17 protein-coding genes are annotated in these 21731 nt (G+C 71.4%); 7 read left to right on the forward strand and 10 right to left on the reverse strand.

Annotated features, from left to right (window positions below; all coding sequences use genetic code 11):
* Positions 1–16 precede the first annotated feature (16 nt).
* The gene (locus JOD67_RS06015) at positions 17–2803 is read right to left on the reverse strand and encodes an AfsR/SARP family transcriptional regulator (protein ID WP_205116094.1); all 2787 of its coding nucleotides are present in this window, start codon (positions 2801–2803) and stop codon (positions 17–19) included.
* A gap of 72 nt (positions 2804–2875) precedes the next feature.
* Complete coding sequence (locus JOD67_RS06020; RefSeq protein WP_205116096.1) at positions 2876–3301, reverse strand: hypothetical protein; 426 nt, start codon at positions 3299–3301, stop codon at positions 2876–2878.
* Between the two features lie 176 nt (positions 3302–3477).
* Here JOD67_RS06020 and JOD67_RS06025 point away from each other — a divergent pair, with 176 nt between their 5' ends.
* Positions 3478–4089: a TMEM165/GDT1 family protein gene (locus JOD67_RS06025; protein WP_239553738.1), complete on the forward strand. Its 612-nt coding sequence runs from the start codon at positions 3478–3480 to the stop codon at positions 4087–4089.
* A gap of 11 nt (positions 4090–4100) precedes the next feature.
* Positions 4101–6089 carry a hypothetical protein gene (locus JOD67_RS06030; protein WP_205116098.1) on the forward strand — a complete coding sequence of 663 codons (1989 nt, stop codon included), beginning with the start codon at positions 4101–4103 and terminating at the stop codon, positions 6087–6089.
* 19 nt (positions 6090–6108) lie between these two features.
* Here JOD67_RS06030 and JOD67_RS06035 read toward each other — a convergent pair whose 3' ends face one another.
* Positions 6109–6447, reverse strand: coding sequence for a winged helix-turn-helix transcriptional regulator (locus tag JOD67_RS06035; protein ID WP_205116099.1), 339 nt, complete (start codon positions 6445–6447; stop codon positions 6109–6111).
* A gap of 83 nt (positions 6448–6530) precedes the next feature.
* Here JOD67_RS06035 and JOD67_RS06040 point away from each other — a divergent pair, with 83 nt between their 5' ends.
* A complete protein-coding gene (locus tag JOD67_RS06040) occupies positions 6531–7394 on the forward strand; it encodes an NAD(P)-dependent oxidoreductase (RefSeq protein ID WP_205116100.1) in 864 nt (287 codons plus the stop codon).
* Here the strand turns inward: JOD67_RS06040 and larC are convergent.
* From larC to JOD67_RS06075, 7 genes are read right to left on the reverse strand one after another with little or no spacing between them, the layout of a single operon-like run.
* Positions 7365–8549 carry a nickel pincer cofactor biosynthesis protein LarC gene (gene larC, locus JOD67_RS06045; RefSeq protein WP_307782292.1) on the reverse strand — a complete coding sequence of 395 codons (1185 nt, stop codon included), beginning with the start codon at positions 8547–8549 and terminating at the stop codon, positions 7365–7367. The genes JOD67_RS06040 and larC overlap by 30 nt on opposite strands.
* A complete protein-coding gene (gene larB, locus JOD67_RS06050; RefSeq protein ID WP_205116103.1) occupies positions 8546–9235 on the reverse strand; it encodes a nickel pincer cofactor biosynthesis protein LarB in 690 nt (229 codons plus the stop codon). Before larB ends, larC begins: the two co-directional genes overlap by 4 nt.
* A gap of 10 nt (positions 9236–9245) precedes the next feature.
* On the reverse strand, positions 9246–9992 hold the full coding sequence (locus JOD67_RS06055) for a ParA family protein (RefSeq protein ID WP_205116104.1): 747 nt from the start codon (positions 9990–9992) through the stop codon (positions 9246–9248).
* Entirely contained in the window at positions 9989–11452 is a 1464-nt protein-coding gene (locus tag JOD67_RS39880; RefSeq protein WP_205116105.1) for a CHAD domain-containing protein, read from the reverse strand. Before JOD67_RS39880 ends, JOD67_RS06055 begins: the two co-directional genes overlap by 4 nt.
* Before the next feature lie 9 nt (positions 11453–11461).
* Entirely contained in the window at positions 11462–12475 is a 1014-nt protein-coding gene (locus JOD67_RS06065) for an SRPBCC domain-containing protein (protein WP_205116109.1), read from the reverse strand.
* 12 nt (positions 12476–12487) lie between these two features.
* Positions 12488–15256 (reverse strand): AfsR/SARP family transcriptional regulator, encoded by a 2769-nt coding sequence (locus JOD67_RS06070; RefSeq protein WP_205116110.1) that lies wholly within the window; start codon positions 15254–15256, stop codon positions 12488–12490.
* Between the two features lie 20 nt (positions 15257–15276).
* The gene (locus JOD67_RS06075; RefSeq protein WP_205116111.1) at positions 15277–17658 is read right to left on the reverse strand and encodes a beta-glucosidase family protein; all 2382 of its coding nucleotides are present in this window, start codon (positions 17656–17658) and stop codon (positions 15277–15279) included.
* Between the two features lie 229 nt (positions 17659–17887).
* On the opposite strand from JOD67_RS06075, the gene JOD67_RS06080 reads away from it, so the two are divergent.
* The 4 genes from JOD67_RS06080 to JOD67_RS06095 are packed head-to-tail and all read left to right on the forward strand — an operon-like array spanning position 17888 to position 21627.
* Entirely contained in the window at positions 17888–18556 is a 669-nt protein-coding gene (locus JOD67_RS06080; RefSeq protein ID WP_205116112.1) for a hemerythrin domain-containing protein, read from the forward strand.
* A gap of 4 nt (positions 18557–18560) precedes the next feature.
* A complete protein-coding gene (locus JOD67_RS06085) occupies positions 18561–19709 on the forward strand; it encodes an anhydro-N-acetylmuramic acid kinase (protein WP_205116114.1) in 1149 nt (382 codons plus the stop codon).
* Positions 19710–19753: 44 nt separating this feature from the next.
* Positions 19754–21190 carry an NADP-dependent phosphogluconate dehydrogenase gene (gene gnd, locus JOD67_RS06090; protein WP_205116117.1) on the forward strand — a complete coding sequence of 479 codons (1437 nt, stop codon included), beginning with the start codon at positions 19754–19756 and terminating at the stop codon, positions 21188–21190.
* Positions 21190–21627: an RpiB/LacA/LacB family sugar-phosphate isomerase gene (locus JOD67_RS06095; protein WP_275577053.1), complete on the forward strand. Its 438-nt coding sequence runs from the start codon at positions 21190–21192 to the stop codon at positions 21625–21627. The genes gnd and JOD67_RS06095 overlap by 1 nt, the downstream gene beginning before the upstream one ends.
* Positions 21628–21731: the final 104 nt, after the last annotated feature.

Raw genomic sequence — 21731 nt, forward strand, 5'->3', positions numbered from 1 at the left:
CGCCGCCCACGGACACTCACATGTCGCGCAGCACCGCCGGTCGGGTGGGCTTGGGCGCGGCGAGGACGCGGTCGGCCTCGGCGGTGGTGAGGGAGTCGGTCTCGACCAGCAGGTCCAGCGAGCGGCGCCAGGCGGTGCGGGCGGCGGCCGGTTGGGCGAGGGCGTCGTGGGTCTCGCCGAGGTGCCAGCGGCCAAGCGCTTCCAGCCAGCTGTGGCCGGACCGCCGCAGGAGCTCGGTGCCGTCCTCGAGCCAGCGGAGCGCGACCGCGGCCCGGCCGGCTGCCAGGTGCGTCGCGCCGATGTTGACCAGCGAGATGCCGCGGTCCCGGTCGTCGTCGGGCGACGTGGCTGCCAAGCTGCGTTGGAAGTCCTCGATCGCCTCGTCCAGCCGGCCCGCACTGCGGTGCACGTTGCCGAGGTTGTTGAGGATCGTCGCCTCACCGGCCGTGCGACCAAGGCCCCGGTAGATGGCGAGGACCTCCTGATACCGCACCACGCTCTGGTCCAGCCGACCATCCTGCTGGCAGCAGATCCCGAGGTTGTTCAGTGCGACCGCCTGCCCGAGCACGTCGCCGAGCTGCCGGTAGATCGCCAGCGCTGCCTCGAGCTCGGGTTCGGCCCGGTCGTACCGCTCGAGGTCGGAGTACGCGCTGCCGAGATCGTTGTGCGCGCGGGCCAGCCACTCCGGAGGCGTCTCGGGTCCCGCGGCCTCGATGGCGATCAGGTTGACCTCGACCAGCACAGCCCAGAAGCCCTGGCTGGAGAACGTACGGCCCAGCGCCGCCGCCAATCCGGCGAGCAGACCCGGGCCGTCGTCGGCCAGCCGGGCCGCGTGCCGCGCGACGAGCGGCAGGTTGGCCGCCTCCGCCCGCATCCAGTCGACCAGCGCGGCCTCGTCGGGCAGCTGCGCCGCAGGAGCCTGGAGCTCGGCGCTCGCCGGGCCGATCGCGAGGCGGCGCGACGGATCACGCACCAGCTGGCGCAGTACCTCCCGAGCGGTGGCCAGGTAGTGGTGGACGACCCGTCGCAGCGCGGCATTTCGGAGCTCGGCGGGGAGCCGGGCGGCCTGCTCTCGCGCGTACAACCTGAGCAGGTCGTGCAGCCGGTAGCGGTCTCCGGCCCCGGTCAGCAGCTGGGCGTCGACGAGGTCGTCCAGGTCTTGGGCGGTCTCGTCGTACGGCCGGTTCGTCAGCGCTGCGGCGACCCGTACACCGAAGTCGTTCAGGTCGAGCAGACCCAGCAGCTCCCACAGCCGTGCCCCGTCCGGGCCGAGCGCGTCGTGGCTCACCGCGCAGCTCGCTCGGACGTCGAGGTCGGCGTAGGTGAACGCGTCGAGGCGCCGGCGTTCGTCGGCGAGCAGGGCGACGTACGAGGCCAGCGTCCGGTCCGGACGGACGGCGAGCCGCGCACCGGCGATCCGGAGCGCGAGCGGCAACCCACCGCAGAGCCGGGCGATCTCGGTGGCCGCTGCTGGCTCGGCCGCGACTCGTTCGGGACCGGCGAGCTCTCCCAGGAGGGCGACGGCCTCGGCCTCCGGGAGCTCGCCGAGGGGCAGCTGGAGGACGCCGTCGAGCGCGGCCGGCGCGACCCGGCTCGTCACGAGGACCGTCGAGCCGGAGTCCGCGGGAAGCAGAACGCGCAGCGGGGCCGGGTCGGCGACGTCGTCCAGGACGACGAGCAGCCGGCGGCCGGCGGTGAGGGTACGGAACCTCGCGGCCGCCTCCTGCGGTTCGGCCGGGATCCGGGTGTCGTCGACGCCGAGCGAACGCAGGAAACGTGCGAGCACGTCGCCGGCGCCGAGCGGGACCGCGCCGGGGGTGGCGCCGTGCAGGTCGACGTACAGCTGTCCGTCCGGGAAGCGCTCCTTCACCTGGTGCGCCGCCTGGACCGCGAGCGCGGACTTGCCCACGCCGCCCAGCCCGTTGACCGCGGCGACGACAGGCCCGGCCTGGGTCGGTGTCAGGAGGACCTCGATGAGCTTGCCGAGCTCGGCGTTCCGTCCGGTGAACGTCGCGAGCGCGGGCGGGAGCTCGGCCGGAACGCGCAGGCTCTGCGCGGAACCTACGACCGCCAGGTCCGGATCGTCGCGCAGGATGCGCGCGTGAACGTCGGCGAGGGCCGGCCCTGGGTCGAGCCCGAGCTCCTCCGCGAGGAAGCGCCGGCCGTCGTCGTACACCTGCAGGGCGGCGGCCTTCGAACCCGTCGCGTACAGCACGCGCATCAGCTGGTCGCGCAGGTGCTCCCGCAGGGGGTGCTCGACGAGCCAGCCACGCAGTTCGTCGGCCAGTCCGTCGAGGTCGCCGTTCGCGAGCCGGGCGTCGGCCCATCGTTCGACGGCCTCGACGCGGCGGTCGTTCAGCCTCGCGGCCATCGCCTCGATGACGGTGCCGGTCAGGCCGGCGAGGGCCGGGCCGCGCCAGAGACCGATCGCCTCGGTGAGCGCATCGACCGCCTGGTCGGGGTCGGCGGCGCGCTCGAGGTGGCGATCGAACTCGGCGAGGTCGACCTGGCTCCCGTCGACGGCGAGCCGGTAGCCGGGACCGTCGGTACGTACGACGTCAGGGTCGCCCGCGGCCTCGAGGGTCCGGCGCAGGCGGGCGACGACGTTGTGGACCTGCTGGCGGACCGTGGCCGGCGGATCCTCGTCCCAGAGAACGGCGACGACCCGGTCGAACGTGACGATCCTGTCGTTCTCGACGAGCAGGACCGCGAGCAGTTTGGCGTCCCGCGCACCACCGAGGTGGACAGGACGACCCTCGGCATGGACCTCGACGGGTCCGAGCAGTCGGTAGTGAACCGGCAACGCCCCCACCGCTTCGTCCGGACAAACGGTCCGGTCCGGACTTTACCGGTGCGGTGGGGGCGTCAGCCAGGCCTAAGCGATCATCAAGTAGGCGCCGCTCGCGTCGGTGCCGTCCTTCTCGCGGACGATCATGATGAGCTTGCGCCCGTCGCGGAAGTTGAGGTCGTAGGTCTCGGTGTCCACGGAGCCCTCGTTGGGGCCGCTGTCGTAGTAGCCGTAGTGCCGCCAGGCGCCGTTGTAGCACCACAGGATCTGGGCCTGCGTACGGACTCCGTTGCCGTCGGTGTCGCGCACCGTGAGCTTCTCGTCGTACTCGTAGAACGTCGCGTTGCCCTTGCCGTTCTTCGCGCGCACCGTCCAGGCCCAGCCGTTGTAGGCGTCCGGGTTGCTGACCACACAGTCGACCGCCGCCGATGCCTGGGTGGCTGTCATCCCGACGAGCAGCCCCGCCGGCGCCAACGTCGCCGCCAGGAGCGCGGCGGCCTTCCGTAGCTTCATCATCGCTGTTCCTCCGTGTTGGGCGAACTGACTCCGGAACCATCCCGTCGCCCGCTACCAGCGCCCTACCACCGGACAACCACGACGTGAGACCCGTCACGATCGCGCGGTTGCGCAAACAATCACTTGCGCAAGCCATTGACAATTGAATCCGGGCGGGCGAGCCTGGAATGGCCATGGATCTGACCGCCCTGTTCACCAGCTTCGCGCTGATCTTCCCGGTCGAGCTCCCCGACAAGACGTTCGTCGCCGCCCTCGTGCTCGCGACACGGTTCCGGGCGCTGCCGGTGTGGATCGGCGTGAGTGCCGCGTTCGCGATCCAGTCCGTCGTCGCCGTCACGGCCGGGCAGCTGCTCTCGCTGCTGCCGATGGTGATCGTGCACGGCGTGGCGGCGGCGCTGTTCGCGGTGGGGGCGTTCGTGCTGCTCAGGGGCGCGCGCAAGGCGGACCAGAACGAGGCCGAGCAGGAGCACGCCTTCGAGGCGAAGATGACCGACGGCGCGAATGGCGGGTGGCGCGCGGCGGGGACGAGCTTCCTGATCCTGTTCGCCGCCGAGTGGGGCGACCTGTCCCAGCTGCTCACCGCCGGCATGAGCGCGCGGTTCGACGCGCCGGTCGAGGTGTTCACGGGCAGCTTCGCCGCGCTCGTCACGGTCAGCGGCCTCGCCGTGCTGGCCGGCCGAACGCTGCTCAAGCACGTGAAGCTCTCGCTCATCCAGACGATCGGTGGCCTCGTCTGCGCCGCGCTGGCGGTGTACACGACGTACCAAACGGTGGTCGCCCTTTAAGGTGAGCGGCGATGCGCCGGATCGTCGTTGCCCTCGTGTGCACCGTGCTCGGTGTGGTCGCCGGGACCCTCCCCGCGGCGGCCGCCGACCCGGCGCCCGTGCTCGTTGTCGGGATCGCCGGGCTGCGCTGGACCGACGTCACTCCCGAGCAGACGCCCAACCTCTCCAAGCTCGCCGGCAACGCCGCCCTCGGCACCGTCACGGTACGAGCCGTGCACGAACGCGCCTGCCCGCTCGACGGCTGGCTCACCCTCTCCGCCGGCCGCCGGGCCGGCGGCCCCCAAGACTGCGGCGAGCTACCCGACGTCGTCGGCGGCAAGGTCGAGGGCTGGCCCGAGCTTGTCGCCGCGCAGCAGCAGTTCAGCTATCGAGCCACCCCGGGCGGCTGGGGCGAGCAGGTCACCTGCGCCACCGCCGTCGGCAGGGGCGCCGCGGTCGCCCTCGCCGACCGGCAGGGCAACGTCGACAGGTACGTCGAGGAGCCCTCCATCGACGCGCTCGACGACTGCCCGCTCACCGTCGTCGACGCCGGCGCGATCCCGGCCGGCAGCGGTCGCGAGGCCGCGGTCAAGGCAGCCGACGTACGCCTCGGCCAAGCACTCGGCGCCACCACCAGGCCCACGACCGTTCTCGTCGCCGGCCTCTCCGACGAGCCGAACGCCACCGGACCGGCCCTCCGCGTAGCGCTCGCGACCGGACGAGGCTTCGACACCGACTACCTCACCAGCCACTCCACCCGCTGGCCTGGCCTGGTCCAGCTCCCCGACCTCCGCGCCACCGTCACCGAGCTCCTCGCTCTCCCCAAGACCGACGACGAGCCCAACACCCAGTGGGAGAACGGCAAACCGCGTCCCGAGCCCGCCGAAGCCGCCCGCGAGCTCACCGGCATCGACACCGCCGCCCAGGTCCTCCGCGAGCAGGCGATCCCGCTCATCGCCGTCATCGCGGCGGTCGTCCTCCTCGCGTTCGGCGCCGCGGTCCTCCGCAGGTCCCACCTCGCCGCCGCGCTCGGTCTGCTCGGCGCGGCCTTCCCCGTCTCGGCGTACGCGGCCGGCCTCATCGGCTGGTGGCGCTCGGACTCGCCGACCCGCACCGCCTGGATCGCCGTGGTGGTCTGCGCCCTGCTGGTCGCCGCGCTCGCGTACGGGGCCCGCCGCGCCCTGCCGCACCTCCGCTTCGTCGGCCCCGCCACCGTCGCCGCGGTCACCGTCGTCGTGCTCGCCGCGGATGTCATCACCGGCTCGAACCTCCAGCACACCACGCTGCTCGGCTCCGGCGTCTCGCCGATCCTCGCCGGCCGGTTCTTCGGCTTCGGGAACGTCGCGTTCTCCGTCTTCGCCGCCAGCGTCCTCCTGCTGCTGGGCGCGCTGGCCACCCAGGTGAACGGCAGACTGGCGAAGGGCGGCGTCGTGCTCGGCGTCGGCCTGCTCGCGGTGGCGGTCGACGGCTGGCCGGACTGGGGCGCGGACTTCGGCGGCGTCCTCGCGCTCGTCCCGGCCGTCCTGCTGCTCGCCGCGAACGTCGCCAACATCCGCCTCACCCCGCTGCGCGTCATCCTCGCGGGCCTCGCCGCCGTGGTCGTCGTCGGCGGCATCGCGGTCGCCGACTGGCTCCGCCCCGCCGCGGACCGTACCCACCTCGGCGGCTTCGTCCAGCAGATCCTCGACGGCGAGCTCTGGCCCGCCCTCCTCCGCAAGCTCGAGACCAGCTTCGGCATCGCGGTCGCCGCGGGGGTGCTGAGCCTGATCGCGATCCCGGTCTTCATCGCCGTCTTCGTGACCGTGTTCCGGCCGGACTGGTTCCGCGCGAACGGCCTCATCAAGGCGTACGAGAGCTGGCCCACGCTCAAACCGTCCTTGCAGGCCGTGGTGGTCGCCGCGATCGTGGGGTTCGCGCTCAACGACTCCGGGCTGGTCGTGCCGGCCACGATGTTGATGACCGCGCTGCCGCTCGTCGTCGTGGCGAGCGTCTCGAACGGGAGGGTTCGCGAGAGGGCGTGACTCCGGCAGGCTCGCCGGACTAGCCACGGACCGCCACGATGTGCGCCATGTGCTTCTCGCCCCAGTCACCCAACGGCAGCAGGGCCTCGTTCAACGACTGGCCGAGGTCCGTCAGCGAGTACTCCACCTTCGGCGGCACCTCGCGGTAGATCTCGCGGTGCACGATCCCGTCGTGCTCGAGCTCTCGCAGCTGCTGGATCAGCATCTTCTCGCTGACCCCCGCCACCTTCCGCCGCAGCTCGCCGAAGCGCACCGGGCCGTAGTGCAGCGCCCACAGGATGCGCGGCTTCCACTTGCCGTCGATCACGTCCGCCGCCGCGTCCAGCCCGCACGCGTATGGTCCACCGATCTTCGCCATGCTCCAATTCTTACCAGTTCGTAAGTACCGAACCAAATAGTCGGTACTTGTCCACCCGCCAGCGCCGAGCAAGGATCGAGAACGTGACCACGATCTCCGTCCTCGGCCTCGGCGCGATGGGCTCCGCCCTCGCCAAGGCCTTCCTGAAGAACGGCTACGCGACCACCGTCTGGAACCGCACCGAAGCCAAGGCCGACGCCCTTGTCGCGCAGGGCGCCAGCAAGGCCAGCACCATCGAGCAGGCCATCGAGGCCAGCGACACCCTCGTGCTCTGCGTCGTGACGAACGACGTCGTCCACGCGATCCTCGACGAGGCGAAAGACGCCATCCAAGGCAAGACCATCGTCAACCTCACCAACGGAACCCCCAACCAGGCAAGGGATCTCGCCGTCCGCGCGACCAAGCACCACGCCGAGTACCTCGACGGCGGCATCATGGCCGTGCCGCCGATGATCGGCACCGAGGCCGGCTATGTCCTCTACAGCGGCCCGCAGCCGGTCTTCGAACGGCTCGAGAAAACCCTCCGGGCCCTCGGCGGCACCAAGTACGTCGGCGCCGACGCCGGCCTCGCCGCGCTCTACGACCTCGCGCTGCTCACCGGCATGTACGGCCAGACGATCGGCCAGGTCCAGGCCCTCGCGCTCATCCGCTCGGCGGGCGTCGAGGCCGAAGGGTTCATGCGCGACCTCCTCGACCCGTGGATGAAGGCGATGGCCGCGTTCAGCACCGAGTTCGCCCAGCAGGTCGACGCCGGCAACCACACCGAGAACGTCGTCTCGCCGCTCGGCATGCAGGCCGCCGCGTTCCACAACCTCATCGACGCCGCCGGCGAGCAGGGCGTCTCGGCCGACCTGTTCAAGCCGCTGCAGAGCCTGCTGAACGAGGCCGTCGACCAGGGCCACGACAACGCGGACCTGTCAGTGCTCGTCGATCTCCTGCGCCGCTAGCCGCGACGCCTCCGCCAGGACCGACTTCACCGGCTGCCCGGTCGCCTCCGCGAGCGCGAGCACATCGTCGTACTCGGGCTGCACGTTCACCACCGCGCCGTCGTACGAGGCCACCTTCACCCGCACCTCGCCGCCCGCGAGCCGCACGGACCGCATCGACCGAGCGAGCGGCTCCTTGGTGACGGAGTACGAGCGCAGCCCGATCGACGACGTCTCGGTGAAGATCACCCGCCGCACGGCGTCGGCGTACGGAGCGGCGACCAACACCGACAACGTGTGCGCCGGGCGGCCCTTCTTCATCAGGATCGGGGTCAGCCAGGCGTCCGCCGCGCCCGCGGCGAGCAGCCGCGCGAGCACGGCCGGCCAGATCCGCGGGTCGAGGTCGTCGACGTTCGTCTCCAGCACCAGCTCGCTCGCGGCCGCGCCGGAGGCGGTACCGACGAGCAGCCGCAACGCGTTCGCCCGCCCCTCGAGCTCCTTCGTCCCCGCGCCGAACCCCTGCGCGGACACCACCATCGGCGGCTGTGCGCCCCACGCGGTCACGTGGCTCACCAGCAGCGCCGCGCCGGTCGGGGTGCACAGCTCCATCGCGACGTCGCCCGCGTACGAAGGCACGCCCGCCGCCGCGAACAGCTCCACCACCGCGGGCACCGGCACCGGCAGCCGCCCGTGCGCCGCCCGCACGAAGCCGGACCCCACCGCCACGGGCGAGGCGTGCAGCTCCGCCAAGCCCAGGTGGACGAAGCCCGCGCATGCCCCCACCACGTCGGCGATCGCGTCCAGCGCGCCGACCTCGTGGAAGTGGATGCGGTCGGTCGTCGTCCCGTGCACCTTGGCCTCGGCCTCGGCCAGCGCGAGGAACGTCGCGTGCGCGCGCTCCCGGACGGCCTCGTCGAGCGGCGCCGAGGCGAGCAGCTTCGCGATGTCGGTCCAGGTCCGGTGATGATGGGACTCGGTGCCATCGACCCGTACGTGGGTCGCGGCGAGCTCGTTCCGCCGCACGGGCTCGGCGGACAGCCGCACCGGCTCCGGCGCCACCGCGTCGACCGCCGCCTGCATGACGGCCAACGGGACGCCCGCGTCCACGAGCGCGCCGAGCATCATGTCGCCGCTGGCCCCGGATGCGCAGTCCAGCCAGCCGATCCGCTCGTTCACGCCGGCTTCCCCGCCCGCCGCGCGACCCGAGCCGCGAACACGCCCGCGCCGAATCCGTTGTCGATGTTCGTCACCACGACGCCCGGCGCGCACGAGTTCAGCATCGCGAGCAGCGCGGCCACACCGCCGAACGAGGCGCCGTACCCCACGCTCGTCGGCACCGCGACCAGCGGCACGCCGGTCAGCCCGCCGACCACCGAAGGCAGGGCGCCTTCCATGCCGGCGATGACGATGAGGCAGTCGGCCTCGTCGAGCTGGTCCTTCACGTCCATCAGCCGGTGCAGGCCGGCGACGCCGACGTCGACGATCTTCCGGACGCCGGCGCCGAACGCCTGCGCGGTGAACGTCGCCTCCGCCGCCACCGAGGCGTCCGACGTCCCGGCCGCGACGACACACACCAACCCCACCGGAGTCGGCATCGGCCCGACGGCGATCGCGCCCGCGACGTCGTCGACCGTCGCTTCCGGGAACGCCGCGCGGACCGTCGCCAGCGACTCGGCGGACAGTCGCGTGGCGAGCGCCGGCCGGTCGGGGTGCGCCTCGGTCAGCGCGCGCAGCAGCCCGATCGTCTGCTCGGCGGTCTTGCCCGCGCCGTAGACGACCTCAGGGTCACCGGTTCGTTGCAGCCTGTGCGTATCCAGTCGGGCGTAGCCGAGGTCGCGGTAGCCGGGGTCGTGCTCAGTCACGCTGTTGAGCTTAGACAGCGCCGCGAGCGAACAGTTCAGCCCACAGGGCTTCGTACGCCTTGGCCGCCGGACTGCGCGGCGCCCACTCGACCACCGGCGCCCGCCGCACGGCCATCTGCTCGATCTGCGAGAGCGCCGGAACGGAGGCCTCCGCCACGTCCGACCGGCCCTCCGACAGCGAGGCGATCAGGTTGCGGTGCAGGGTCTTGCGCCGGTCGACCATCGAGAAGAACGCGATCACGTTCGGCTGGTGGCCGTTGAACTTCGCGACGAACGACGTCAGCTGGTCGAACGTCCGCGTCGAGAGCGTCGTCGGGATCACCGGAACGAGCAGCGTGTCGGCGGCGTGCAGCACGTTCTCCGACACCAGCGAGATGCTCGGCGGGCAGTCGAGCACCACCAGGTCGTAGTCCCGCGCCAGCGGCGCGAGCAGTTGCGAGATCCGGCGCGTCGGCTTCTTCGTGGCGTCCAGGACGAGATCCATGTTGCGGTACGTGAAGTCCGCCGGAAGCAAGTCCAGGTTGACGAAGTCCGTTCCCTTGATCGCGTCGTCGATCGCACGGGTGCCGCGGATCAGCGCCTTGCCGCCGCCCTTGACGCGCGGGCGGACCCGGAACATGTACGTCGCGGCGCCCTGCGGGTCGAGATCCCACAGCAGCGTACGGAGCCCGTCCCGGCCGGCGAGGTAGCCGAGGTTGACCGCGGCCGAGGTCTTTCCGACCCCGCCCTTGATGTTGTAGGTCGCGAGGACCTTCACTTCGTGCTCCCCGTCAACAACGCCTTGACACGGTCGGTGTTCTCCGCGCTCGCGAACCGGGCGAAACGACCCGCGAACTCCTCCCGGGCGTGGTGCTGGCCCTGGTCGAGGCGCCCCGTCAACTCGCCCATCGCCAGGATCGTCTCCGGCGCGGCATTGCCGGCCGTCATCATCTCGGCCGCGAACGTACGGATCGCGTGCGCCTGCACCTCGTTGTCCTGGAACTCGCCGAGGCAGTCCTGCAGGCCCTTGAGGTCCTTGATCAACCCGCGATGGATCGCCGGATCGTGCAGCGAGGCGAAGAACTCCAGCAGATAGCGCAGCTCCTTGCAGCGCTTGCGCAGATCGTGCAGCGACTCGGCCGGGGAGTCCGCGGTGATCGCGGAGCCGCGCTTCACCGCGCGCCGGTGGGCATGCTTGATGCGTGCGGCGGCGAGCTGGCCGGCGGTGAGCTCGCCGGTGTCCTCGACCGCGGCCAGCTTGTCCCGCCAGGTCCGCAGGAGCCTGCCGAACCGTACGGACCGCAGGCTCCGGGCGAGCTTGCGTTGGGCGATGCCCCGTTGGTGTTCGAGGAAGGCGCGGAACGGTTCGAGGTCGGGCGAGCCGCCGAACGCGTCGAAGCCGAGCACGTACACGTCGAGATCGCGGGTCGGCGTGGTGATGTCGCCGAGCCACTTGAACTGCGTGGCGTACCGCGCGGCAAGGCCGTCGGGCAGCGCGTCGCCGCAGAGCTTCAGCGCGGTGCGCGTCCTCCGTACGGCGATGCGCAGGTCGTGCAGGAACTCGGTGTCCCAGTCCTCGACCGTGCCCTCGACGTTCGCCTCGGCGGTGTCGAGCAGGTCGAGCAGGATAGTGGTGACCGCGTGGGTGGCGGAGTCGTCGCGGTCGAGCTGGATCGAGACCTTGCCGGTGTAGCCGCCTGGTTGGCGGTCGGATCCGTTCAGCACGGCGGCGAGCCGGGATCCCCGCAGGGGCGCGACGCCTTCGACGTTGTCGAGCGCCTTGGTGACCTTGTCGGCCTGCGCCCGGTAGCCGCGGACGGGCTGAACGGTGAGGAAGGACTCGTCGTGGGTGAGGCGGACGACCGTCTTCTCGTCGGCGTTGAGGACGCGGAGGTCGGTCGCGACGCCGGTCGTCTCGGCGACCGGAAGCAGCGCGCGGATGCCGAGGATCGGCGCGAGCTGGTCGCGCAATGGTCCGGCCGGCAGCGCGTCGGCGAACGTCGGTCCGCCGAGCGCGTGCGCGAGCTGAACGAGCTGCTCGCCGTCGTCGCGGGTCAAGGTGAGCTGGGTGCCGACCTGCTCGAGGACCAAGCCGGCGCGATGCAGTCGCCAGTCGAACGTGTCGTACCAGCGGCGTTGGAGCTTGCGCTGGCCGTCGTCGACCACGGTGAAGCTCGCGCGGACGGCCGCGACGGCGGCGGACGCGTCGCGTAGCGCGGGATCGAGGACGAACTCCACGCTGCGAGCCTATCGGTCGGAAGTGGCCTTCATGACCTGGAGCGCGACCGTGAAATCGGCATACCAGTCGTCCGCCGCGCGACCGTCCAGGTCGTGGCCGAGGCCCTCGAGATGCGCGTACCAACCGGCTCCTTGGCCCTTCGCCGACGCCTCGTCGGCGCCGGTGTGCCGGAGCTCGAGCACGGTGCCGTCACCCTGCGGCGTCAGCGTGACGGAGACCTCGGCGGCGGGTCGTTCGGCTGGCTCGTGGTCCCAGTGCCAGCTGGTGACGAACCGTTCGCCCGGCACGCACTCGCGCACCGTGCCGCGGGCCGAGCCGTTGTCGAACGTCACCGTCCACTCGCCGTGCTCGCGGAGGTCGCCCTTGGCGGTGCCGAACCATCGACTCAGGCGGTCCGGATCGGTCAGCGCCGCCCACACCTCGGCCGGCGGCGCCGCGTAGGCGCACCGCGCGGTGATCGTCCCGCCCTCGACGTGCGGCCAGCGGTTCGTCGCGGCGTCGGCCTCGAGCAGTGGCTGCCAGTGCGGGTCGAGAACGGCCTCGATCTCGGGCCACGGCGGTTCGGTCGTCGGCTCGCCGCGGAGCAGCCGGTCGAGCTTCCACAGACCGCTCTCCCAGCCCTCGCCGTAGCCCGCCGCCAGCCGGGCGGAGTCCGCCGCGACGTGCTCGAGCAGCAGCTCGACCGCGTCGCCGGCGGAGCGCAGTCGCAGGTCGAGTGCGGTGTCGACCTCACCCGGCCACTGCCAGGTCAGCGTCAGCCGGCGGGGCTGGTCGCAGCGCACGACCTCGCAGGTCGCGGTGTCGTCCCGCCCGCCGAGGTCGACCGTGACCGTGCCGCCCTCGATCAGGTCGCCGGCGACGACGCCGAGCCAGCGGCCCAGCCGTTCGGGCTCGGTGCAGGCCGCCCACACCTCGTCCGGCGTCGCGTCGGCGAACGTCCGGCGCAGCGCGATCGAACGCGCCCGCCCCGAGCGCGTCAGGGAACGGTCGGTCGCGCGCAGCCACTCGGCGAGGTCGGTCATGCCGACCATCATTCAGTCGGGTCGTATATAAGTCAAGACTGAAATTTCGTCGACCATCGCGGACCAGGACAGCTCCCGGCCGGCCTGCTCGGCGGCCCGCCGTTCGTCCGGATCGAGGCCGGCCAACGGGTCGTCGGTGGTCACGCGCCGGGCACCCATCCAGTCGGGCTGGATGCCCATCCGGGCCGCGTGCCGCTCCACCGCGGCGAACAGCCGGGCTGCGTGGAGCGGGTCGCCGGTCAGGGCCAGCAGCCGCACGCTCGCGTAGCAGGCCGCTTGGGCGAACGCCGGCGACTCCTGCTGCCGGAACGACTCCACTGCCCGGTGCAGGGCGGCCTGAGCGTCGCTGGCGGCCGACCGATCGCCGGTCTGGTAGCGCTCGAGGAGGACGTTCCCGAGCAGCAGGTCAGCCATCGTGACCGCCCAGCTCACCTCGTGGGCGGCGGCGAGTTCGCGCGCGCTCCGCACCAGGTCCGCGTCCGCGAGCCCGGTGCCGAGCAGCATCCGCCCGGTGGCGACGATGGTGGGGTCGCCAAGGCGCTCGCCGATGTCGATCGCGGCCCTGGCTCGATCCCGAAGCGCCTCGAAGTCGCCGAGAGCCAGCCGCGCGAACGCGTCGTAGTAGGTGAGATAGCCGAGGTGGCGTACGTCTTCCGGGTCGGTCGCGCCGTCCATGATCGCGTACATCTCGTCGCGCGGCGCCACCGCCGTGACCAGGTCGCCGGCCTGGTACACCGCGGACATCTTGGCGAGCAGGGCGCGGAAGACCTCGAGCTTCGGCGGGTCGACGGCGGCGGCGACGGCGGTGTCGATCAGCCGGACGCATTCGCTCGTATGGCCGAGCCGCACCCAGAACCAGAGCAGATCGCCGAGCGATCGGAGTGCGGCGTTCGGCGCCAGCTCGAGGTCATGCTGGATGCCCGCGCGGAGGTTGGGCAGCTCGTGCGTCAGCAGGCGGGTGTACCAGCCGCCTCGGCTCCCCTGCATCAGCTCGGGGCAGCGGGCGGTGAGCGTACGGACCCAGGCGGCGTGCGCCTCACGGGTCGCGTCGGGCTCGGGGTCGGTCGCCTGGCAGTACGCGCGGATCGTCTCGAGCAGCCGGTAGCGCGCCGGCGCTGAGGTGGTGTCGGCGACGACCACCGACCGCGACACCAGCGACGACAGCGAGCCGAGCGCGGAGCCCGTTCCGTCCCACACGGCTTCGGCCGCGTCGAGGGAGAAGCCGCCTTCGAACGGCCACAACCGCAGCAGGAACGCGCGATCCGTCGGCGAGAGCAGGTCGACGCTCCACGCGATCGCGGTCTCGAGCGTCGCGTGCGGCGCGAGCGAACCGCGCGGCACGCTGCCCAGCAGCGCGAACCGGTTGCCGAGCCGCTCGGTGATCTCGCCGAGGGACAGTGTCCTGGTCCTCGCTGCGGCGAGCTCCAGCGCGAGCGGTACGCCGTCGAGTGCCGCGCAGAGCTGGTGCGCCTCGTCCAACTCGTCGTCGGTCGGACGCCAGCCCGGGCGCATGGCTCGTACGCGGTCGACGAGCAGAGTGACGGCCGCTGCTGCCTCGAGCGGCGCGAGCTGCAGCACGGACTCGCCGTCGACGTCGAGCGGCTCGCGACTGGTGGCGAGGATGGTGAGGCCGGGACACGCGTTCAGCAGCTCGATCGCCAACGTGGCAACGGGATCGACGAGGTGCTCGCAGTTGTCGAGGACGAGCAGGCTTTCTGTCTCCGCGAGGGCGCGGACGACGAGCGGCAGCGGGTCGCCGGTGACTCCCGCGAGACCGATCGCCTCGGCGACGGCTGGCACGACCACGTCGGGTCGCTGGACGTCGGCCAGCCGGACGAACCACGGTCCGTCGTGATCGTCGCGCGCGACTGTGTACTCGACCGTCAACCGCGTCTTGCCCACACCCGCCGGTCCGACGAGCGTGACAAGTCGCTGCTGAGTAAGGAGATTCGTGAGCGTCGCGACGTCCCGTTCGCGGCCGACGAACGACGAGATCGGCTTGCTCAACCTGTGGCCGGTGGGTGGGCTCGGTCGCGGCTCGGCCAGCAGCAGTTGGGGATCCTGGCCGAGGACGCGCTGCTCGAGCTGCTGGAGGTCCGGTCCGGGGTCGACGCCGAGCTCGTCGGCGAGCAGCGCGCGGACTCTGCGGAGGGCGGCGAGCGCCTCGGCTTGGCGACCGCTGCGGTAGAGGCCGAGGATCAGCAGTGCCCAGCGACGTTCGCGGTACGGCTCGGCCTTGACCGCTGCTTCGAGCTCGGCCACCGCGTTCGGGGCGTCGCCGGCGCCGAGCCGGGCGGCGAGCCGTTCCTCGACGGCGACCTCCCTGAGCTCGCGGAGCCGCGTCCCGGCCGTGCCGGCGTCGGGCAGGTCGGCGTACGGGTCACCACGCCAGAGCGCGAGGGCGTTCGTGAACGTCGTCACCGCTGCGCTCTGTTGGCCGTTCTCGAGCTGTGCCTGCCCGCGGCCGATCGCCGCGACGAACTCGGCGGCGTCGGTGGAGTCGGTCGGGTCGGGCGACAGCTGGTAGCCGGCGCCGGAGCGGACGATGGTGTCGCGGCCGAGCGCCCTGCGCAGCCGCGACACGTACGCCTGCAGCGCGACCGCCGGCTGCGGAGGCGGCTCGCCGTCCCACATCGCCTCGGCGAGCCGGTCGTCGGAGACGGCGTGGCCCTCGGCCGCGAGCTGGGTGGCGACGAGCCGACGGGGGAGCGGACCACCGAGGTCGATCCGCGTGCCCCCGTCGAGCACTTCCAGCGGTCCGAGGACGCGCCAGGCCAGCATGCGGTGGAGCTTACAAAGCCCTATCTGACCTGAACAGTCGCTGTCAGCGGCAGGTCCGCCGACGACGAGGCGGCGTGGAACGTGCGCTTGCCGGTGCCGAGCTGCCAGCCGTGCTTCCCGGCGTTCCAGTACTCCAGCTGCCGCTGGTCGACGTGGATCCGGACGCGGCGCGTCTCGCCGGGGCGCAGCGTGATCGCCTGGTAGCCGACCAGCTTGCGCTTGGCCTGCTGGGCTTGCACGTTCGGGCTCGCGCCGAGGTAGATCTGCGGCACGGCCTTGCCCGCGCGCTTGCCAGTGTTGCGCACGGTCAGCGAGACCTCGAGCCCGCCGCGGAACGGGTTCCGGGCGACCGAGAGATGCCGGTAGTCGAACGACGTGTAGGTGAGCCCGTGGCCGAACGGGAACAGCGGCTTGACGCCGTGGTTGTCGTACCAGCGATAGCCGACCTCGATGCCCTCGGCGTAGTCGACCTCCTTGTTCACGCCCGGGTAGCGCTTCGGGTCGCCGGCGACCGGCGTCTGCTGCTCCGACGCGGGGAACGTCTGCGTCAGCCGCCCGCCCGGCGCGACGTCACCGAACAGCAGCGCCGCCGTCGCCTCCGCACCCTGCTCGCCGGGGTAGTACAGGTCGAGCACGGCACGTACGCCCTTCAGCCACGGCATCGAGATCGCCGAGCAGGTATTGAGCACGACGGTGGTGTGCGGATTCGCCTTGGCTACTTGGGAAACGAGGTCGTCCTGGTACGCGGTGAGGCCGAGGCCAGGTCGGTCGGCGCCCTCGCTCTCCTCGTCGTACACGAACACGACGGCCTGGTCCGACTGCTTCGCGACGGCGGCCGCGTCCTGGATCAGCTCGGCGGTCTCGTCCGGCGTCACCATGCCGAGCTTCATCTTGCTGGGCTTGGGGCCGACGATCGGGAGGATGACGAGGTCGTGCTGACCCTTGGCCAGGTGCATCGCGAGCGACAGGTCGCCGAGCCCGTACGCGCCGCCGATCGTGTTGCGGTCGTCGACGTACAGCTGGACCAGCTGGTCGGGGCCGGGCCGGATCGAGACCCGGTAGTCGCCGTCCTCGGGCACGGTGAGCTTGCCGACGTACGGCTCGATCGGGTTCAGGCCGATCGTGCCGTCGGCCTCCATCGGGAGCTTCGGCTCGAGCGACGCCTCGGGGATCGGTGCGCCGAACAGGTCGCCGCCCGGTGCGTACGTCACGCGGTCCTTGCCGGCGCGGGCGGCGATCGTGTCGATCGGCGCGTTCACGCTGACCGGGTTGCCCTTGCCGCTGCCGCCGCCGCTGAACTTCGGGGTCTTCGCGGTCGGGCCGATCACGGCGATGCTGTCGTCGTTGTCCTTCAGTGGCAGTGTGCCGCGGTCGTTCTTGAGTAGGACGGCGCCCTGTTCGGCAACCTGCTTCGCGACCCTCGCGTTGCCCTCCTGATCGCGCTTCGGCCTCGGCTTGTGGTCGAGCAGGCCGAATCGCTCGTACTGCTTGAGGATTCTCGTCACCGAGGCGTTGAGTGCCGAGATCGGGAGGTCGCCCTTCTCGATGGCTTCCTCGAGCTTGTCGGCCATGAACTTGCCTTCCGGCATCTCCATGTCCAGCCCGTGCACGATCGAGTCGGTGGAGTGCGTGGCTTCCCAGTCCGACATGACCCGGCCGCGGAATCCCCATTCCTCCTTGAGGATCGTCTTCAGCACGTCGTCGTTCTGGCACGACTGGGTGCCGTTGACCTTGTTGTACGAGCACATGAACGCGCCGCTGCCGGCCTTCGCCGCCGCCTCGAACGCGGGTAGCTCGATCTCGCGCAGCGCCTGTTCGCCGACCTTGACGTTCAGACCGTCCCGGTTGGCTTCCTGGTTGTTCTCGGCGTAGTGCTTCGTCGTCGCGATCACGCCCTGCGACTGCACGCCGGTGAGGTGGCCGACGACGGTGTTGGCCGAGACGAGCGGGTCCTCGCTGAACGACTCGAAGTTGCGGCCGCCGTACGGCATCCGGATCACGCCGGTGGTCGGGCCGAGCAGCACGTCCATGCCGAGCGCCTTGCCATCGCGGCCGACGGCGGCGCCGTACTTCTTCGCGAGGTTGGCGTCGAACGCCGACGCGAGCATCACCGGCGCGGGCATCGAGGTGGCCGGCTCGTTGACGCGGATGCCGGCCGCGCCGTCGGCCATGCGGACCTCCGGGATGCCGAGGCGTGGCACGCCGGGCAGATAGCCGGACTGACCCATGCTGTGCGGGTCACCCAGCCCGTGGACGAACGAGAGCTTCTCGTCGAGCGTCAGCTTGCTGAGGAGACGTTCGACGCGGCCAGGTTCGTGGCTGGTGGTGGGGCTGGCCGAGGCCATCGTGGTGGGAACGAGGGCCAGCGCGAGCGCGCCGGCGAGCAGGATCTTCCTGACCATGACCGCAGTCAATCCGGTCGAACCGCCGCTCGATACGTACCTTGGGCACGTTTCGCCGGCACTTTCGTCAGCCCTTGCAAGCCGGCCGCAAGGTCGTTGCAGGTCGCGTGCGCGAGCGTCGGGACGTACACCGGGCACGGGGAGAGGAGCAGGTCGTGGAAATCGCACTCCTGGGCTCCCGCGTGGGATGACACTGGATCGCGGGATCTGGAACAAGGGGAGGACAGCAATGACGGCGAGCATGGAGCGCACCGACACGTCGGACATGATCATCGTGCACCGACTGTTCCGGCGGGAGTTTCGCCGGGCGCCACGGCTCATCCTCGGCGTGGCCGAGGGCGACACCGAGCGCGCGGAGTTCATCGGCTCGTACCTGGCCGACATCGCGGCCGGGCTGCACCATCACCACCACGCCGAGGACGAGCTGCTCTGGCCGAAGCTGCTCGAGCGGGTGAGCCTGCAGGCCGAGCTCATCCACCGGATGGAGGGGCAGCACGAACGGCTGGCCGTGCTCCTCGGCCGGATCGACGAGCTGCTGCCTGTGTGGCGTACTCGGGCGGAGGCGTCCGTCCGCGACGAGCTGGCCGACGTGATCGCGCAGGCTTCGGGTGCGTTGGACGAGCACCTGGGCGAGGAGGAGAGCGAGATCCTCCCGCTCGTCGCCGAGCACCTGTCGCCGGACGAGTGGGAAGCGATCGGGAAGCGCGCGCAGGAGGGCATCCCGAAGGAGGGGACGAAGCCGTTCGTCGCGCTGGGAGCGTTGCTGGACGAGGCTTCACCGACCGAGCGGAGGTTCATGCTCGCGAAGCTGCCCCTGCCGCTCCGGGTCATCTATGGCCTGATCGGGGAGCGGATCTACCGCCGCGCGATGACCCGGCTCGTGGGAACTGCAAACTAGGGGGATGCGAGTCGTCGGGTTGATGTCGGGAACGTCGTACGACGGGATCGACGTCGCGGTCGCCGACCTCGCTCTCGAGGGCGCCGACGTGGTCCTGCGACCGCTCGGCGCCCTCGAACGTCCGCACTCTCCGGAGGTCGTCGCGCTGCTGTCCGGGATGCTGCCGCCTGCGTCGACGACACTCGCGGACGTGTGCCGGTTGGACACATTGCTCGGGCAGTCGTTCGCTTCGGCGGCTGCCGCCGGGGTCGAGCTGGTCGGGGGCGCGGACCTGGTGGTGTCGCACGGGCAGACCGTCTACCACTGGGTGTGGTCCGGCTCCGTCCTCGGCACGCTGCAGTTGGGCCAGCCCGCGTGGATCGCCGCTTCGACCGGGTTGCCGGTGGTGTCCGACCTGCGCGCGCGTGACATCGCGGTCGGCGGCCAGGGCGCGCCACTTGCCTCGATCCTCGACGTTCTCCTGCTGCCCCCTGGTCCGTCGGCGCGCGCGGCGTTGAACCTCGGCGGCATCGCCAACCTCACCGTGATCCCACCGGCCGGCGACCCGCTCGCCTTCGACGTGGGACCCGCGAACGCCCTGATCGACCTGTGCGCCCGGTCGCTGCTCGGCGAGCCTTTCGACCGCGACGGCGCCCATGCCCGGGCCGGCGTGGTCGACGAGTCGTGGCTCGCGCGGCTGCTCGATCACCCGTACTTCGACCAGCCAGCGCCGAAGTCGACCGGCAAGGAGCTGTTCCACACCGGCTACCTCGGTTCGCTCCCCGCTCTGTCCGCGGCCGACGTCCTGGCCACGCTGACCGAGCTCACCGCGCGGACGATCGCGACCGACCTGGCCAAGCACGCGATCACCGAGGTCGTGCCCTCGGGCGGCGGTGTCCGCAACCTGTTCCTGATGGAGCGGCTGGCGGCGTTGGCTCCGGGGGTGACGTTCCGGCCGATCGACTCGCTGGGGATTCCGTCGGACGCGAAGGAGGCCTACCTGTTCGCCCTGCTGGGCTTCCTGACGTTCCACGGCCTGCCAGCCACCGTGCCGTCCTGTACGGGCGCGTCGGCGCCGTCGTTGTTGGGCAGCATCACGCCCGGCGTCGGCCCGCTTCGTCTCCCGCCTCCGGCCCCGGCGATGCCTTCGCTTCTACGAGTCGTCTCGGATTGAGGGCCGGTCTGGCGGGCCGCGCGTTCGGAGGAGAGGATCGGGGCATGACCGCCACCGCAGATATCGCCGTCACGGGCCTCGCCGTCATGGGGCGCAACCTGGCCCGCAACCTCGCCCGCCATGGCCACGTCGTCGGCCTCCACAACCGCACGAAGGCGCGTACCGACGAACTGGTCGCCCAGTTCGGCTCGGAGGGAACGTTCGTCGCGGCCGACTCGCTCGCCGACCTCGTCGCGAGCCTGAAGCGGCCGCGCAAGGTGATCATCATGGTCAAGGCCGGCGCCGGCACCGACGCGGTGATCGACGAGCTCGCCGACCTGCTCGAAGAGGGCGACATCGTCGTCGACGGCGGCAACGCGCACTATGCCGACACCCGGCGGCGCGAGGCGGCGCTGCGCGAGCGCGGGCTGCACTTCGTCGGCACCGGCGTCTCCGGCGGCGAGGAAGGCGCGCTGAACGGGCCGTCGATCATGCCCGGTGGCACGCGAGAGGCGTACTCCACACTCGGCCCGATCCTCGAGTCGATCGCGGCGGTCGTCGACGGCACGCCATGCTGCGTCCACGTCGGGGCGGACGGCGCGGGGCACTTCGTGAAGATGGTGCACAACGGCATCGAGTACGCCGACATGCAGCTGATCGCCGAGGCGTACGACCTGATGCGGTCGCTGCTCGGTCGTACGCCCGCGGAGCTGGCCGAGGTGTTCCAGGGGTGGAACGAGGGCGACCTCGAGTCGTTCCTCATCGAGATCACCGCCGAGGTGCTGGCGACCCCGGACCCGCGGACCGGGTCGGGCGCGCTGGTGGACGTGGTGCTCGACCAGGCCGAGCAGAAGGGCACCGGCCGATGGACGGTGCAGATCGCGCTGGACCTCGGGACGCCGGTGTCGGGCATCGCGGAGGCGGTGTTCGCGCGGTCGCTGTCGGGCCACGCTGAGCAGCGCCGGGCGGCTGCCGGCGTTCTCCCTGGGCCGGCGGGCTCGGTGACGGTCGGCGAGGAGTTCGTCGAGGACGTGCGGCGGGCGTTGTACGCGTCGAAGGTCGTGGCGTACGCGCAGGGCTTCGACATGATCCGCGCGGGCGCGGCGGAGTACGGCTGGGACATCGACCTCGGCGCGATGGCGACGATCTGGCGTGGAGGCTGCATCATCCGGGCGCGGTTCCTGGACCGGATCCGCGAGGCGTACGAGAAGACGCCGGACCTCACGAGCTTGCTGGTCGACCCGTACTTCGCTTCCGCCGTGTCCGAGGCGCAGGAGGCCTGGCGGCGCGTGGTCGCGACCGCGGCGGCCGCTGGCGTTCCGGCGCCGGGCTTCGCGTCGGCGCTGGCGTACTACGACGGCCTGCGCCGCGACCGGCTGCCGGCCTCGCTGGTGCAGGGGCTGCGGGACCTGTTCGGTGCGCACACGTACAAGCGGATCGACGCGGAGGGCACGTTCCACGTCGACTGGTCCGGCGACAAGAGCGAACAGGACGCCTCCTGATGCGCGTCTCGCTGTCGTCCGACATGCCGGACGGGATCGCGTCGGTCCTCGCGTCGGAGATCACGAATCGCGGGCACTCGGTGCTGCTCCATGGGGCGCTGACGGCCGAGGACCGCGCCGACTGGGCCTGGAGCGCCTCGGCCGCCGCGCGCGACGTTGCCACCGGCCACGCCGACCAGGCCATCGTCTGCTGCTGGACCGGGACCGGAGCGTCGATCGCGGCCAACAAGGTGCCTGGCGTCCGCGCGGCCCTGTGCGCGGACGCGTACACGGCAACGGGCGCGCGGAAGTGGAACGACGCCAATGTGTTGGCGCTCAGCGTCCGCGCCACCTCCGTGCCGCTGCTGATCGAGATCCTCGACGCCTGGTTCGCGGAGGAGTCATCGTCGGACCAGACCGACGACCGGGCCAACATCGACCACGTCGACGACATCTGATCAGCGCCAGCGCAGCGCCATCAGTCGGTGGCACACTCGGTGCCATCGGCATGTCGAAGATATGTACGAGATATCGGAGACGGGAGCTCCTTGATCCTGCCGAC

This window comes from Tenggerimyces flavus (genome assembly GCF_016907715.1).
GTDB classification, from domain to species: Bacteria; Actinomycetota; Actinomycetes; order Propionibacteriales; family Actinopolymorphaceae; genus Tenggerimyces; species Tenggerimyces flavus.